We start from the raw sequence: 15,195 nt of genomic DNA, 5'->3' as shown, positions 1-15,195 counted from the left end.
CGGTGCACAGCATACACGGGGATGTCAGGGCTTTCGAAACAACTCGCGACTGACCAACGGCCGTCCACCCAGGTGGACCGCGAGGGCTTGGCGCATCAGGCGCTTGGCGGCGGACAAGGCGCCGGGGGCGCTCCAGTCGGCTTCGCTCATGGCCAGCAGTTCGGTGCCCTGGAACAGGCCCGGTTGCAACAGATACACGCGCTCCAGGCCGGCATCGACTTGCAGGCGGTACATGCCGTCGGCGGCGATGGGCTCGCCATGCAGGTCGTTGTTCAACTCGAAACCGTAGCCCAGGTCATCGAGCAGGCGCCATTCGAATGCCCGCAGCAATGGCTCAAGGGGGCGACCCTCGGCCAGGGCCAGCAAGGTGGCAGCATAGTGATCGAAGACCGCCGGGTGCGGGTCTTCGGCGGGCAGCAGGCGGATCAGCAGCTCATTGAGGTAGAGGCCGCTGAACAGTGCATCGCCATTGAGCCAGGCTGAAGTGCCGACGCTTTCCAGGCGGCCGACGTTTTTCAACTCGCCCTTGCCACGAAACTCCACGTCCAACGCCACGAAGGGCCGTGCCAATGTGCCCGCCTTGCCCCGTGCGCTACGCAATACCGCACGCAGGCGACCTTGAGGCGTGAGGAAGTCCACCAGGGCGCTGGTCTCACGGTAGGCGCGGCTGTGCAGGACGTAGGCGAGTTGGCTAGGAGGTGGGGTTGAGGACATGGGGTTCTCACGGCTGACGGCAATCTTGAAAACAACATAAACCCAATGTGGGAGGGGGCCTGCCCCCGATGGCGGTGGTTCAGTCACTTATCTATCAACTGACCCACCGCTATCGGGGGCAAGCCCCCTCCCACACTTTCAGTCCTGCGGTGTACTCAAGACCTTACAGGTCGCCGTAACCCAGGGAGCGCAATGCGCGCTCATCATCGGACCAACCACCCTTCACCTTCACCCACAGGTTGAGCATGATCTTGGAATCGAACAGCAATTCCATGTCCTTGCGCGCTTCGGTACCGATACGCTTGATGCGCTCGCCCTTGTCGCCAATGATGATTTTCTTCTGGCCGTCACGCTCGACGAGGATCAGCGCATGGATATGCAAGGTCTTGCCCTGCTGCTTGAACTCTTCGATTTCAACGGTGATCTGGTACGGCAGCTCTGCGCCCATTTGGCGCATGATTTTCTCGCGCACCAGTTCAGCGGCGAGGAAACGGCTGCTGCGGTCGGTGATCTGGTCTTCCGGGAAGAAGTGCTCGTTCTCCGGCAGGTAGCCGGCGATCACGCGTTCCAGGGCTTCGAGGTTATGCCCGTGCTGGGCCGAGATCGGCATGATCTGGGCATTGGGCAGTTGTTCCTGCAGCCAGGTCAGGTGCGGCATCAGTTCGGATTTGTCTTCGATACGGTCGGTCTTGTTCAGCGCGACGATCAATGGGCCGGTGACGTACTGCACGCGCTCGAGGACCATCTGGTCTTCGTCGGTCCACTTGGTGCGGTCGACCACGAAGATCACCACGTCGACGTCTTTCAACGCGGCCGAGGCGGTCTTGTTCATGTAGCGGTTCAGGGCCTTCTCGCCGCCTTTGTGCATACCTGGAGTGTCGACGTAGACCGCCTGCACGGCGCCTTCGGTCTTGATGCCCAGCATGTTGTGGCGAGTGGTCTGCGGCTTGCGCGAGGTGATCGCGAGCTTCTGGCCGAGGATGTGGTTCAGCAGCGTGGACTTGCCCACGTTGGGGCGGCCGACGATGGCAACATAGCCACAGCGTGTTGCGGTTGAATCAGTCATGGCCATTCTCCACGCCCAGGGCAATCAGTGCTGCGGCGGCCGCTACCTGTTCGGCAATACGACGGCTCACACCCTGACCTCGGCTTTTTTCATTCAGTAAGGTGATTTCACATTCCACGAAGAACACGCGGCAATGGGGCTCACCTTGGATATCCACCACTTCGTAACGTGGCAGTTCGCACCCGCGGGACTGCAGGAATTCCTGCAGGCGGGTCTTGGGATCTTTGTTGGTGTCGACCAGGGTCAGGCTTTCGATTTCCGACGTCAGCCAGGCCGTCACCCGCTCCTTGGCCGCTTCCATGCCAGCATCCAGGTAGATCGCACCGATCAACGCCTCAAGGGCGTCGGCCAGGATCGACTCACGACGGAAACCGCCGCTCTTCAACTCACCGGACCCCAGGCGCAGGTACTCGCCAAGGCCGAAACCACGGGCCAGCACGGCCAGGGTCTCGCCTTTAACCAGGCGCGCGCGCAGGCGCGACAGCTGGCCTTCACGGGCTTGGGGGAAGCGCTCGAACAGGGCTTCACCGGCGACGAAATTGAGGATGGCATCACCGAGGAATTCCAGGCGTTCGTTATTACGCCCTGCAAAGCTGCGGTGTGTGAGGGCAAGGACCATCAATTCCTGATCCTTGAAGGTGTAGCCGAGCAGACGCTCGAGACGACTTAAAGAAACGCTCACGGTTTACCCATATCTGTTTGGTGGCACCGGCGGCCATCGACGATTGACGCAGTGTTCAAATTCAAATCCTGGTTGATGCTGCATGAGGCCGGAAATGTCCAAGCCCCAGAAAAGCATTCGGCGCTGTGATCACAGCGCCGCCTGTCTTACTTGATCAGCCCGACCCGCGAGAAGTTCGGCAGGTGGCTGAGCTTGGGTTCCGGCCAACTCATCCAGACCGCGAAGGCCTTGCCGACGATATTCTGGTCGGGAACCATGCCCAGCAGATCCTTGGGAATAGTAGGGTCATCCCAGTAGCGGCTGTCATTGGAGTTGTCGCGGTTGTCGCCCATCATGAAGTAGTGCCCGGCAGGCACTTTCCACTCGCCATCAGGCATTGCGCGGTAACGGCTCATTTCCTTGCGGATTTCGTGCTCTACCGTACCGAGCTTTTCCCGGTACAGCTCGGCGCTGCCCAAGGTGTTCGGCTCGGTGCCGATCAATTTCTCCGCCACCGACTCGCCATTGACGAACAGGCGCTTGTCGCTGGTGTAGCGAATCACGTCACCCGGCAGGCCCACGACACGCTTGATGTAGTTGACGTTCGGATCGCTTGGGTAGCGGAACACCATCACGTCGCCGCGCTGCGGGTCACCGATCTCGATGACCTTCTTGTCGATCACCGGCAAGCGAATCCCGTAGGAAAACTTGTTCACCAGGATGAAGTCACCCACGTCCAGGGTCGGTTTCATCGACCCCGAAGGGATCTGAAACGGCTCCACCAGGAACGAGCGCAACACCAGCACGATGAACAGCACCGGGAAGAACGATTTGCCGTATTCAACCAGCAACGGTTCTTTGTTCAGCTTCTCGAGCACCACGACATCGGGCTGGCTGACGCTGCCCTGATAGGACGCGATAGCCGCCCGCCGACGCGGGGCGAAGAACACCAGATCGAGCAACGCCAGGAGACCGCAAACGGCAACGGCGATGACCAGCAACAGCGGGAAATTTAGCGACATAGGACCTAACTATCCAACCTGAGCACCGCAAGGAAGGCTTCTTGTGGAATTTCCACGTTGCCCACTTGCTTCATGCGTTTTTTACCGGCCTTTTGCTTCTCAAGCAGCTTGCGCTTACGGCTGACGTCGCCACCGTAGCATTTGGCCAGTACGTTCTTTCTGAGTGCCTTGACGGAAGTCCGCGCAATGATCTGCCCGCCAATGGCGGCCTGGATCGCGACGTCGAACATCTGGCGCGGAATCAGTTCTTTCATCTTCTCGGTCAACTGCCGACCTTTGTAGTGCGCGTTGTCCTTGTGCACGATCAGTGCCAGGGCATCGACCTTGTCGCCGTTGATCAGCACATCCAGTTTCACCAGATTAGCCGATTGGTAACGATCGAAATGGTAATCCAGCGAAGCATAGCCGCGACTGGTGGATTTGAGACGGTCGAAGAAGTCCAGGACCACTTCGTTCATCGGCAAATCGTAGGTCACTTGTACCTGGGTACCGAGGAACAGCATGTCGTGCTGTACGCCACGCTTTTCAATACACAGGGTAATGACGTTGCCCAGGTGTTCCTGCGGCACAAGAATATTGGCGCGCACGATCGGTTCGCGCATGTCTTCGATCGAAGACAGGTCTGGAAGCTTGGACGGGTTGTCGACGTAAATCGTTTCACCGTTTTTCAGCAGCAACTCAAAAATAACGGTTGGCGCGGTGGTGATCAGGTCCAGGTCGTATTCGCGCTCGAGGCGCTCCTGGATGATCTCCATGTGCAGCATGCCGAGGAAGCCGCAACGGAAGCCGAAACCCAGGGCGTCGGAGCTTTCCGGGGTGTACTGCAACGACGAATCGTTGAGGGTCAGCTTCTGCAGGGCTTCGCGGAAGTCTTCGAAGTCGTCGGAGCTGACCGGGAACAGGCCCGCGTAGACCTGCGGCTGGATGCGCTTGAAGCCTGGCAGCACGTCGACGTCAGGGGTGGAGCTCAAGGTCAGGGTGTCACCCACTGGGGCACCATGAATGTCCTTGATACCGGCGATGATGAAGCCCACTTCGCCGGCTTTCAGATCAACGGTGGCGGTGTGCTTGGGATTGAATACACCGACGCTGTCCACCAGGTGGATCTTGCCGGTGGACTTGACCAGGATCTTGTCGCCCTTCTTCACACGGCCGTGGCGCACGCGTACCAGGGAGACAACCCCCAGGTAGTTGTCGAACCAGGAGTCGATGATCAACGCTTGCAGCGGATCTTCGATATTGCCGGTCGGCGCGGGGATGGTCTTGACCAGGCGCTCGAGCACTTCGTCGACGCCCAGGCCGGTCTTGGCGCTGCACTCGACGGCGTCAGTGGCGTCAATGCCGATGATTTTTTCGATTTCTTCCTTCACGCGGTCCGGATCGGCCTGGGGCAGGTCGATCTTGTTCAGCACCGGCATGACCTCCAGGCCCTGCTCGATGGCGGTGTAGCAGTTGGCCACGGACTGGGCTTCCACGCCCTGCCCCGCGTCCACCACCAGCAACGCGCCTTCGCAGGCCGCCAGGGACCGGCTGACTTCGTAGGTGAAGTCAACGTGGCCTGGGGTGTCAATGAAGTTCAGCTGGTACTTGATGCCGTCTCGGGCGGTGTAGTACAGGGTAACGCTGTGGGCCTTGATGGTGATCCCGCGCTCGCGTTCGAGGTCCATGGAGTCCAGAACCTGGGCTTCCATTTCACGCTCGGCAAGGCCGCCGCACATCTGGATGAATCGATCGGCCAGCGTCGACTTACCATGGTCAATGTGGGCGATGATGGAGAAATTGCGGATATGACTCAAATCACTCACGGATCAACACTCAAAAAGGCTGCAGGCAGATTGCCCGCTGAAAAATAGCCGGGAATTGTACCTGAAGCTCAGGCCAAACGTCATCTTTGCTGACCAGAACAAAAATGCCCCGGTCTTGCGAACGGGGCATTTTTTGTTCATAAGCGCAGCATCAACCGGCGCGCCGCAACAGCCAGAACCCGGCCAGGGCGCAAATGGCGGTCGGCACCAGCACCGCAAACAGCGGCGAGAAACCGAACACCAGGCTGGAAGGGCCGAGCAAATCCTGGGCGATGCGGAAGGTGAAGCCCACCAGCACGCCCGTAAACACCCGCTGGCCCAGGGTTACGGAGCGCAATGGACCGAAGATGAACGAAATCGCCATCAGTACCAGCGCAGCGGTGACCACTGGCTGCAACACCTTGACCCAAAATGCCAGCCAGTAACGGCCATTGTTCAGGCCCTGGTCCTTGAGGTAGTGGATATAGCCCCACAGCCCGGAGATCGGCAGGCTTTCCGGGATCATCACCACGGTATTGAGCAGTTCCGGCTTCAGGGCGATGTCCCACTGCTCGGACGGCACATTGATCACCTCCGTGGTGGCCTTGGTGCCCTGGCCGACATTGCGGAAATAGGTAGTGGTGACGTCGGTCAGTTGCCATTGTTCATTGGCGAACTGGGCGCGCTTGGCAAAGCTGGACGACAGGATGTGGCGTTCCTTGTCGAAGGTGTAGCGCGTCACCCCGATCAGCAGCCCACCTGGCTGCACGGCGTTGATGTGGATGAACTCATCCCCCTGGCGGTGCCACAGGCCGTGCTTGGAGCTTTGCGCATCCCCCGACCCCTGGGCCAGGGCGCGATTGGCCTGGGCGGTGGTTTCGGCCGGTGGCGCCACGTATTCGCCGATCAGCACGCTGCAGAGCATCAGCAGCAGCATGGGCTTCATCACCGCCCAGACGATACGGCCGATGGAAACCCCGGCGGCGCGCATGATGGTCAGCTCGCTGTTGCTGGCCAGGCTGCCCAGGCCAATCAGGCAACCGATCAGCGCGGCCATGGGCATCATGTCGTAGAGGCGACGGGGCGCGGTAAGGGCCACGTAGCTCAGCACGTCCCATACGGTGTAGGTGTCGCTGACGTTGCCCACTTCATCGATGAAGGCGAACAACGACGCCAAGCCCAGAATGATGCCCAATACCGCCAGGATGGCGATCAGTACGCTGCTACCAATGTAGCGATCGAGCTTAGCCACGAGCCAACTCCTTCTGGCCACTACGGCTCTTCATTTTCAGGCGTATGGGTTCCCAATAGAGCAACCCCAGGCCGATCATCAGGAACATGCCGTGTACCCACCACAGGCCCAGGATCGGCGACAGCTTGCCTTTCTCCAGGGAGCCACGGGCGGAAATCAGGATGGTCAGGTAAGCCATGTACAGCAGGATCGCCGGCAACAGCTTGAGGAAGCGGCCCTGGCGCGGATTGACGCGAGACAGCGGCACGGCCATCAGGGTCACGATAAACACCAGCAGCGGCAGGGAAATGCGCCATTGCAGCTCGGCGATGGAGCGCAACTCCTTGCTGCCGAGCAATTCCTGCGTAGGAATGGCATCGCGATCGGTGACCTCGTCGCTGACATCCGGACGGGCGAGCATCACGCCATAGGTGTCGTACTTGATGGCACGGTAATCAGCCTGCCCCGGGCTGCCATCATAGCGATAGCCGTTTTCCAGGATCAGGTAGCGGCTGCCGTCGGGACGCACTTCCTGGCGGCCCGAATCGGCGACCAATACGGAAATGCCACGGTCTTTCTTGTCCTGCCCCAGGCGCTTCTCTGAAATGAACACGCCGCCGAGGTTGGCGCGGTTGTCGCTCAGGGTCTCGGTGTAGGTCACCCTGGAACCGTCATTGAGCGCCTGGAAACGGCCCGGTTCGAGGGTGTCGAACTCGGTCATGGCGTCCTGCTTGTTCAGCACCAACTGGAATTGCATGGCGCCCTGGGGAGCCAGGCTCAGGCTCAACCAGGCCACGATCAGGGCGACACCGGCAGCGGGGATCATGGTCATGCCCAGCAGGCGTTGCTGGCTCATGCCGGTGGCCGAGAGCACGGTCATTTCGCTTTCGAGGTACAGACGGCCATAGGCCAGCAGGATGCCGAGAAACAGGCCCAGGGGCAGGATCAGTTGCAAAAAGCCCGGCAGGCGAAAGCCCATGATCAGGAACAGCGAGCCTGGGTCGAGGGCGCCGGAGGCAGCCTGGGCCAGGTATTTGACGAAACGACCACTCATGATGATGACCAGCAGCACCGCACTCACGGCACTCAGGGTCAACAGGACTTCGCGGGACAGATAACGGAAGACGATCAAACCAGACACTCCAGGGTTGTCAGGCTAAGGCGGCCAAACAAGCAAGCTTACTGAGTCGGCCCGTTTGATGCAGGCCGGCTAAAAAGATGGCGCATTATCCTGTGATTGACCACGCCTGTCACGGAGCTTGCTCATACGCATGCACAAAGCGCGCTGCAAGGGTTGTCAGGCTCCGCCGGCGAGGTTCAAACTGCGGCCTTTGTCGCTGGCGGTCTACTGGCCGCCAAGCTTTAAAGCCTGGGTACACACGCCAGGCTCACCGACCTTTATAAGGGACCCGAAAAATGGAATTGGTTGTAAAAAGCGTTAGCCCCGAAACGTTGAAAACCGCCACCCTCGTGGTCGCCATCGGCGAAGGCCGCAAGCTCGGCGTCGCCGCCAAACAACTCGACGAACTGAGCGGGGGCGCCATCAGCGCCGTGCTCAAGCGCGGCGACCTGGCCGGCAAAGTCGGCCAGAGCCTGCTGCTGCAAAGCCTGCCCAACCTCAAGGCCGACCGCGTATTACTGGTCGGCGTGGGCAAGGACGCTGAGCTCGGCGACCGCCCGTTCCGCAAGATCATCAGCGGCATCCTCAACACCCTCAAGGGCCTGGGCGGCAGCGATGCGACCCTGGCACTCGATGAAATCATCGTCAAGGGCCGCGACAGCTACGGCAAGACCCGCCTGCTGGCCGAAAGCCTGGTGGACGGCAGCTACAGCTTCGAGCAGTTCAAGAGCCAGAAAGCCGAACCCCGTGCCCTGAAGAAAATCACCCTGCTGACCATCAAGGCCGCCCAGGCTGAAGTCGAACGCGCCGTGAGCCATGCCCAGGCCATCGCCAACGGCATGTCGTTCACCCGCGACCTGGGTAACCTGCCGCCGAACATCTGCCACCCGACTTACCTGGGCGAACAGGCCAAGGCATTGGGCAAAGAGTTCAAGGGCCTGAAAGTCGAAGTCCTGGATGAGAAGAAGATCAAGGAACTGGGCATGGGCTCGTTCTATGCCGTGGGCCAGGGCAGCGACCAGCCACCCCGCCTGATCGTGATGCAATACAACGGCGGCAAGAAGTCCGAGAAGCCTTATGCCCTGGTAGGTAAAGGCATCACCTTCGACACCGGCGGTATCAGCCTCAAGCCGGGCCTGGGCATGGACGAGATGAAGTACGACATGGGCGGCGCCGCCAGCGTGTTCGGCACCCTGCGCGCCGTACTGGAACTCAAGCTGCCGATCAACCTGGTGTGCATCCTGGCCTGCGCCGAGAACATGCCGAGCGGCGGTGCCAGCCGTCCGGGCGATATCGTCACCACCCTCAGCGGCCAGACCGTGGAAATCCTCAACACCGACGCCGAAGGCCGCCTGGTGCTGTGCGATGCCCTGACCTACGCCGAGCGCTTCAAGCCACAGGCGGTGATCGACATCGCCACCCTGACCGGTGCCTGCATCGTTGCCCTGGGCTCCCATACTTCGGGCCTGCTGGGTAACAACGACGAGTTGATCGAGCAACTGCTCAGCGCCGGCAAGGCCGCCGACGACCGCGCCTGGCAATTGCCGCTGTTCGATGAATACCAGGAACAACTGGACAGCCCGTTCGCCGACATCGCCAACATCGGCGGGCCGAAAGCCGGCACCATCACCGCGGCCTGCTTCCTGTCGCGCTTCGCCAAGAACTTCAACTGGGCGCACCTGGACATCGCCGGCACCGCCTGGACCAGCGGCGGCAAGGACAAGGGAGCCACCGGCCGTCCGGTGCCGCTGCTGACCCAATACCTGCTGGATCGCGCCAAGGCCTGAAAACCGTGACCTCGGGGCGGCGCAATAGCCGCCTCGGGCTCCAGGAACCGCAATGACCCAAGTTGACTTCTATATATTGCCCAGCGCCGATCCGCTCGCGCGCCTGGACTTTGCCTGCAAGCTCACCGAAAAAGCCTGGCGCATGGGCCACCGCATCTACCTGCATTGCAGCGATGCCGGCCAACGCGACGAACTGGACGCCCGCCTGTGGCGCTTCAAGGGCGAGAGCTTCGTGCCCCATGGTCCCGCCGAATCAGAACCCGAAGGCCAGGTCGTCCTGGGTTTGGGGGACAGCTGCGGCGACCACCATGACCTGCTGGTCAACCTCGACCTGAAAGTACCGGTTTTTGCCAAGGCATTCGCCCGCGTGGCGGAAGTGGTGGTGGAAGACCCGGCTATTCGTCAGGCCGCGCGTGAGAGTTTCCGTTTCTATCGCGAACAGGGCTATCCTCTGCAAGATCACCGGCTACAACGACTTTGAGCACATGATGGACACTCCCAACCCTCTAAAAAAAGATGACCACCTGCTGGACGACCTGGAGTCGATCCGTCAGTTGCTGGGTGATGACAACCTCCAACCGCCGCTGTTAACCGAGACCGTCAGCGGCGAGCCCCAGATTCCGCTGCTGTTCGACATGGTCGGGGGCAATCCTGCCGCTGCGGAGCCTGTCGCCGCAGCCCCCGTGGTAGAGACCGCGCCCGCTGCGCCAGCGACCGAAAAGGCGCCTGATGCCCTGCTGTTGCACCTGGACAACGAACTGCGCGCCGCCGCGCAACTGATCATGCAGGACGTGATCGACGACTTCGCCCCACACATCGAAACAGAGATCAAGCGCCGGCTGGATGCGCGGATGGAGCGGTTGCTCAGCCAATACCAGTCCTGAGCCCTACGCATCCCCCCTGTGGGAGGGGGGCTTGCTTCCCGATAGCGCTGGGTCAATCAATACATGCAGCGACTGACACGCCCCCATCGGGAGCAAGCCCCCTCCCACACTTGATCGCATGCGCCTTAAGCCTGTCTTCGCCTCGCCCTGCGCCTTATCCCTCGTTATACTTGCCGGCTTTCCTGAATTAATGCCAACTAGGGTCCCGCCGCGCATGGATAAGACCTACCAGCCGCACGCTATTGAAACTTCCTGGTACCAGACCTGGGAGTCCGAGAATTATTTCGCTCCGCAAGGCGCGGGCGAGTCCTACACCATCATGATTCCGCCACCGAACGTCACTGGCAGCCTGCACATGGGCCATGGCTTCAACAATGCGATCATGGATGCGTTGATCCGTTTCCGCCGCATGCAGGGCCGCAACACCCTGTGGCAACCGGGTACCGACCACGCCGGTATCGCCACCCAGATGTTGGTGGAACGCCAACTCGAAGCCACCGGCCAGAGCCGTCACGACCTGGGCCGCGAGAAATTCCTGGAAAAAATCTGGGAGTGGAAAGACCAGTCCGGTGGCAATATCAGCCGCCAGATCCGTCGCCTGGGTTCGTCCGTCGACTGGAGCCGCGAGCGCTTCACCATGGACGACGGGCTGTCGGAAGCCGTGAAAGAAGCCTTCGTGCGCCTGCATGAAGACGGCCTGATCTACCGTGGCAAGCGCCTGGTCAACTGGGACACCAAGTTGCACACGGCGATCTCCGACCTCGAAGTGGAAAACCACGACGAGAAAGGCTTCCTGTGGAACCTCAAGTACCCGCTGGCCGACGGTGCCAAGACCGCTGAAGGCAACAACTACCTGATCGTCGCCACCACCCGTCCGGAAACCATGCTCGGCGACGCCGCCGTCGCGGTGAACCCGAACGACGAGCGCTACCAGGCGCTGATCGGCAAATTCGTCGAACTGCCATTGGTCGGCCGCCGCATCCCGATTATCGCCGACGATTACTGCGACCCGGAGTTCGGCACCGGCTGCGTGAAAATCACCCCGGCCCACGATTTCAACGACTACGAAGTCGGCAAGCGCCACAACCTGCCGCTGCTGAACATCTTCGACAAGAACGCCGCCGTATTGCCAGCCTGCCAGGTGTTCAACCTGGACGGCACGCTGAACGACAGCATCGACGGCAAGATCCCGGCTGAATACGCCGGCCTCGACCGTTTTGAAGCGCGCAAGCAGATCGTCGCCGCGTTCGACGCCGCCGGCCTGCTGGTCAGCGTTGACGACCATGCCCTGAAAGTGCCGAAGGGCGACCGCTCCGGCACCGTGATCGAGCCGTGGCTGACCGACCAGTGGTACGTGTCCACCAAACCGCTGGCCGAGCCGGCGATTGCCGCCGTGGAAGACGGCCGTATCCAGTTCGTGCCCAAGCAATACGAAAACATGTACTTCTCTTGGATGCGTGACATCCAGGATTGGTGCATCAGCCGCCAACTGTGGTGGGGCCACCGCATTCCGGCCTGGTACGACGAGTCAGGCAAGGTCTATGTCGGCCGCGACGAAGCCGAAGTACGCGCCAAGCACAACCTGGGCGCGGACGTTGCGCTGCAACAGGACAACGACGTACTGGACACCTGGTTCAGCTCCGGCCTGTGGACGTTCTCCACCCTGGGCTGGCCGCAACAGACCGAATTCCTGAAGAAATTCCACTCCACCGACGTGCTGGTCACCGGTTTCGACATCATTTTCTTCTGGGTTGCCCGGATGATCATGCTGACCATGCACCTGGTCAAGAACGAAGACGGCACCCCGCAGGTACCGTTCAAGACCGTGTACGTCCACGGCCTGGTGCGCGATGGCCAGGGCCAGAAGATGTCCAAGTCCAAGGGCAACGTCCTCGACCCGCTGGACATCATCGACGGCATCGACCTGGAAACCCTGGTACAGAAACGCACCTCGGGCCTCATGCAGCCAAAACTGGCGAAGAAGATCGAGAAACAGACCCGCGACGAATTCGCCGACGGCATTGCCAGCTACGGCACCGACGCCCTGCGCTTCACTTTCTGCTCACTGGCGTCCACCGGCCGCGACATCAAGTTCGACATGGGCCGCGTCGAAGGCTATCGCAACTTCTGCAACAAGATCTGGAACGCCGCGCGCTACGTGCTGGATAAAGGCGAAGACTGCGGTCAGAACGGCGAAGCCGTCGAACTGAGCCTGGCCGACCGCTGGATCATCTCGCAGTTGCAACGCACCGAAGCCGAAGTGACCCGCCAGCTCGACCAGTTCCGTTTCGACCTGGCTGCCCAGGCCTTGTACGAGTTCATCTGGAACCAGTATTGCGACTGGTACCTGGAACTGTCCAAGCCGGTACTGTGGGACGAGAATGCACCGATCGAACGCCAGCGCGGTACCCGCCGCACCCTGGTACGCGTGCTGGAAGTGGCGCTGCGCCTGGCGCATCCGTTCATGCCGTTCATCACCGAAGAAATCTGGCAGCGACTCGCGCCGCTGGCCGGTATCCAAGGCAAGACCATCATGCTGCAACCTTGGCCAGTGGCCAATGAAGCGCGCATCGATGAGGCTGCCGAAAGCGATATCGAATGGCTCAAGACCTTGATGCTCGGCACGCGCAACATCCGCGCCGAGATGAACATCGGGCCGGGCAAGCCACTGGCGGTGTTCGTGAAGAACGCCAGTGCCGAAGACCAGCGTCGCCTCAGCGAAAACGATGCGCTGCTCAAGAAGCTGGCGAAGCTGGAGTCGATCACCGTATTGGCTGAAGGTGCAGAAGCGCCGTTGTCCGCCACCGCGCTGGTCGGCGACATGGAAGTGCTGGTGCCGATGGCCGGCCTGATCGACAAGGGCGCGGAACTGGCCCGTCTCGACAAGGAAATCGCACGCCTGCAAGGCGAAGTGCAGCGGGTGGGCGGCAAGCTGTCCAACGCGGCGTTCGTCGACAAGGCGCCGGCTGAAGTGATCGAGAAAGAGCGCGCCAAGCTGGCCGAGGCTGAACAGGCCCTGGGCAAATTGGCGGAGCAACATGCGCGGATTTCCAGCCTGTAAGGCTTGATTCCCGTGGAGAAAGAGACCTTCGGGTCTCTTTTTTTGCCTGGCGTTTCCCAATCCCTTGCTGGCAATACAGTCAATGTGGGAGGGGGCTTGCCCCCGATAGCGGTGGATCAGTCAACACAAGCCTGGCTGATAGATTCGCTATCGGGGGCAAGCCCCCTCCCACATTTGCCCGAGTTGAGCTCAGGATGTGTGACAATGCCCACCACTTTGAGCCAACACCAGAATCATCATGACCGCCCCCAGCACGCCCAAACCTCCGCGCAAGAAGCCTAAAACTGCCGCCACGGCCAAGCCCGTGGTGCCGCGTAAAGAGGCCACCCTGCACCCGCGCAACCGCCACCAGGGTCGTTACGACTTCCCGGCGCTGATCAAGACCACGCCGGAACTGGCGCAATTCGTGATCATCAACCCCTACGGCAAGGAAAGCATCGATTTCGCCAGCCCCGACGCCGTGCGGGTGTTCAACCGGGCGCTGCTCAAAGCCTTCTATGGTATCCAGCACTGGGATATCCCGGCGGATTACTTGTGCCCCCCCGTACCGGGGCGTGCGGACTATGTGCATTTCCTCGCCGACCTGTTGGCCAGCGTCAACGAAGGTGTGATCCCGCGTGGTGCGCCGGTCAAGGTGCTGGACATTGGCATGGGCGCCAACTGCGTCTACCCACTGATTGGCTACAGCGACTACCGCTGGCACTTCCTCGGTTCGGAGATTGATCCGACAGCCGTCGCAGCCGCCAAGGCCATCGTGCAGTCCAACGGGCTGAACAAGGTGATCCAACTGCGTCAGCAGACCAACCCCAAGCACATCCTGCTGGGCCTGCTGGAGCCGGGCGAGCGCTTTGACCTGACCATGTGCAACCCGCCGTTCCACGCGTCCATGGACGAGGCCACCAAGGGCAGTGAACGCAAATGGCGCGCCTTGGGCAAGGCCGATCCAAAACGCAAATTGCCGGTGTTGAACTTCGGCGGCCAATCGGCCGAGCTGTGGTGCGAAGGCGGCGAAGCGCGCTTTGTGACGCAACTGATCGCCGAAAGCGCGAATTTTGCCCACAAGGTGTTGTGGTTCAGCACCCTGGTATCAAAAGCATCGAACTTGCCCGCGATCGAAACGGCACTGAAAAAAGCCGGTGTGCTGGAAAGCCAGGTGGTGGAAATGTCCCAGGGCCAGAAGCAGAGCCGTTTCGTGGCCTGGACCTTCCAGACCAAGAACGAACAGCAGATCTGGCGCCAGCGCTGGGTGCGCTGACGCCAACCTGTAGGAGCGAGCTTGCTCGCGAAAAACGCCAAGACACCGCATTCATCCGGGATGGCCGCGTTATCGTTAACGGCCTTCGCGAGCAAGCTCGCTCCTACAGGTAAAAAATCGCAGGCAACAAAAAACCGTGCCCGGATCGCTCCGGAGCACGGTTTTTTTTTGCTGCGTCTTACTTGTTAACAGCGTCGGTCAGGCTTTTGGCCACAACCAGCTTGATAACTTTCTTGGCAGCGATTTCGATGGCAGCGCCAGTCGAAGGGTTACGGCCAGTACGGGCAGGACGCTCGGTCACTTTCAGCTTGCCGATACCTGGCAGAGTGATTTCGCCGCCGTTTTCCAGCTGATCAGCAACGATCTGGCCCAGTTGGTCCAGAGCTGCGCGCGCGGTGGTTTTTGGCGCGTCGATAGCTTCAGCGATATCAGCGATCAGTTGGTCTTTAGTCAAAGCCATTGTGGTGTTCCTTCCCTATCAAATTCATATGGATATTGCAGAGTGCAGTGTCAGCCGTCGAGCCCGACCGTCATGGCCTGGCACCCCCGGCTATAACCACGGAGATCGGGGTTATAGATGCTTGAAACGGGGATTGGTTCGACCTGACAG

13 protein-coding genes are annotated in these 15,195 nt (G+C 60.6%); 5 read left to right on the top strand and 8 right to left on the bottom strand.

The features are described from left to right. Positions 1-24 precede the first annotated feature (24 nt). The 7 genes from recO to lptF form a co-directional block, all read right to left on the bottom strand. Positions 25-714, bottom strand: a complete 690-nt coding sequence (gene recO / locus P2T68_RS06860; protein ID WP_024073624.1) for a DNA repair protein RecO — start codon at positions 712-714, stop codon at positions 25-27. Between the two features lie 163 nt (positions 715-877). Next, positions 878-1,780: a GTPase Era gene (gene era, locus P2T68_RS06855; RefSeq protein ID WP_024073623.1), complete on the bottom strand. Its 903-nt coding sequence runs from the start codon at positions 1,778-1,780 to the stop codon at positions 878-880. Next, positions 1,773-2,462 carry a ribonuclease III gene (gene rnc, locus P2T68_RS06850; RefSeq protein ID WP_024073622.1) on the bottom strand — a complete coding sequence of 230 codons (690 nt, stop codon included), beginning with the start codon at positions 2,460-2,462 and terminating at the stop codon, positions 1,773-1,775. Before rnc ends, era begins: the two co-directional genes overlap by 8 nt. 146 nt (positions 2,463-2,608) lie before the next feature. Beyond that, positions 2,609-3,463 (bottom strand): signal peptidase I, encoded by an 855-nt coding sequence (lepB, locus tag P2T68_RS06845; protein ID WP_024073621.1) that lies wholly within the window; start codon positions 3,461-3,463, stop codon positions 2,609-2,611. A gap of 5 nt (positions 3,464-3,468) precedes the next feature. Further along, on the bottom strand, positions 3,469-5,268 hold the full coding sequence (lepA, locus tag P2T68_RS06840; RefSeq protein ID WP_017526267.1) for a translation elongation factor 4: 1,800 nt from the start codon (positions 5,266-5,268) through the stop codon (positions 3,469-3,471). Between the two features lie 151 nt (positions 5,269-5,419). After that, positions 5,420-6,499: an LPS export ABC transporter permease LptG gene (lptG, locus tag P2T68_RS06835; RefSeq protein ID WP_069075321.1), complete on the bottom strand. Its 1,080-nt coding sequence runs from the start codon at positions 6,497-6,499 to the stop codon at positions 5,420-5,422. Continuing rightward, positions 6,492-7,610: an LPS export ABC transporter permease LptF gene (lptF, locus tag P2T68_RS06830; RefSeq protein WP_024073619.1), complete on the bottom strand. Its 1,119-nt coding sequence runs from the start codon at positions 7,608-7,610 to the stop codon at positions 6,492-6,494. The genes lptG and lptF overlap by 8 nt, the downstream gene beginning before the upstream one ends. Before the next feature lie 284 nt (positions 7,611-7,894). Between lptF and P2T68_RS06825 the strand changes: the two genes are divergently transcribed. From P2T68_RS06825 to rlmF, 5 genes are all read left to right on the top strand, one after another. Next, entirely contained in the window at positions 7,895-9,385 is a 1,491-nt protein-coding gene (locus tag P2T68_RS06825; protein ID WP_024073618.1) for a leucyl aminopeptidase, read from the top strand. A 52-nt stretch (positions 9,386-9,437) separates the two neighbouring features. Then, complete coding sequence (locus P2T68_RS06820) at positions 9,438-9,866, top strand: DNA polymerase III subunit chi (protein WP_024073617.1); 429 nt, start codon at positions 9,438-9,440, stop codon at positions 9,864-9,866. Between the two features lie 7 nt (positions 9,867-9,873). Beyond that, positions 9,874-10,269 (top strand): DNA polymerase III subunit chi, encoded by a 396-nt coding sequence (locus tag P2T68_RS06815; RefSeq protein ID WP_102625196.1) that lies wholly within the window; start codon positions 9,874-9,876, stop codon positions 10,267-10,269. Between the two features lie 214 nt (positions 10,270-10,483). Beyond that, on the top strand, positions 10,484-13,330 hold the full coding sequence (locus tag P2T68_RS06810) for a valine--tRNA ligase (RefSeq protein WP_277379178.1): 2,847 nt from the start codon (positions 10,484-10,486) through the stop codon (positions 13,328-13,330). A 238-nt stretch (positions 13,331-13,568) separates the two neighbouring features. Beyond that, entirely contained in the window at positions 13,569-14,585 is a 1,017-nt protein-coding gene (rlmF, locus tag P2T68_RS06805; RefSeq protein WP_277379177.1) for a 23S rRNA (adenine(1618)-N(6))-methyltransferase RlmF, read from the top strand. Between the two features lie 178 nt (positions 14,586-14,763). On the opposite strand, the gene P2T68_RS06800 is transcribed toward rlmF, so the two are convergent. After that, complete coding sequence (locus P2T68_RS06800; protein WP_024073613.1) at positions 14,764-15,045, bottom strand: HU family DNA-binding protein; 282 nt, start codon at positions 15,043-15,045, stop codon at positions 14,764-14,766. Between the last annotated feature and the right edge of the window lie 150 nt (positions 15,046-15,195).

The sequence above is a fragment of the Pseudomonas sp. G11 genome (assembly GCF_029457515.1).
In the GTDB taxonomy this organism is placed as follows: domain Bacteria; phylum Pseudomonadota; class Gammaproteobacteria; order Pseudomonadales; family Pseudomonadaceae; genus Aquipseudomonas; species Aquipseudomonas gorinensis.
This window is presented reverse-complemented; position numbering and strand designations above follow the sequence as displayed.